This window comes from Methanocalculus chunghsingensis (assembly GCF_018132105.1).
In the GTDB taxonomy this organism is placed as follows: domain Archaea; phylum Halobacteriota; class Methanomicrobia; order Methanomicrobiales; family Methanocorpusculaceae; genus Methanocalculus; species Methanocalculus chunghsingensis.
Genome location: NZ_JWHL01000043.1, coordinates 1 through 598, shown reverse-complemented (window position 1 = coordinate 598; position 598 = coordinate 1). Strand labels below are relative to the sequence as shown.

General features: G+C 46.3%; 1 protein-coding gene. It reads right to left on the bottom strand.

Annotated features, from left to right (window positions below; all coding sequences use genetic code 11):
- Positions 1-4: 4 nt before the first annotated feature.
- The coding region (locus tag RJ53_RS11515) for an RNA-guided endonuclease InsQ/TnpB family protein (protein ID WP_211531784.1) at positions 5-598 on the bottom strand (594 nt) is incomplete at its 5' end.

The following is a 598-nucleotide window of genomic DNA, read 5'->3' as shown; positions in this document are numbered from 1 at the left end:
GACGTCAACTACCCACGACTGAAGTCGTGGGCTTGCCCTTCCATCTTCCTGAGCGCTTTGGTTCAGGACGGAGTGCGATAGGCTGGTTGACATCAGCCCTTGATGCAATGTTTTTTGCGGCATTGATATCCGCATTATCCGTATATCCACATTTGATACAGAAGAAGTCAGACTGGGTTTTCCGGTTTTCCCTGCTTGTATATCCACAATGAGAGCATTGTTGGGATGTATATTGGGGATCAACGAGGTAGACCGGGATACCAACCATATGTGCTTTATATCGGATGTACATTGCTATCTCATAAAACGCCCATTTACCGATTGCCGCTGCTAATGCCTTATAACCGGGTGTCCGATCACGGATACCTGTCAGATCTTCCAACGCGATACCGGATTGTGTGCCTTTGGCTTCAGCGACGATCTGTTTGCTGATACAGTGGTTTGTATCATTCTTGAATCGGCGTTCTTTTCCACTGAGTTTTTTGAGATGTTTTTTTGCGTCCCATGTACCAACGGATTGAAGATCCGCTTTAATACGGGTGTATCTCTTTCTGGATTCAGTACATTTCTGCCCGGAGAAGGTTTCACCTGTCGATGT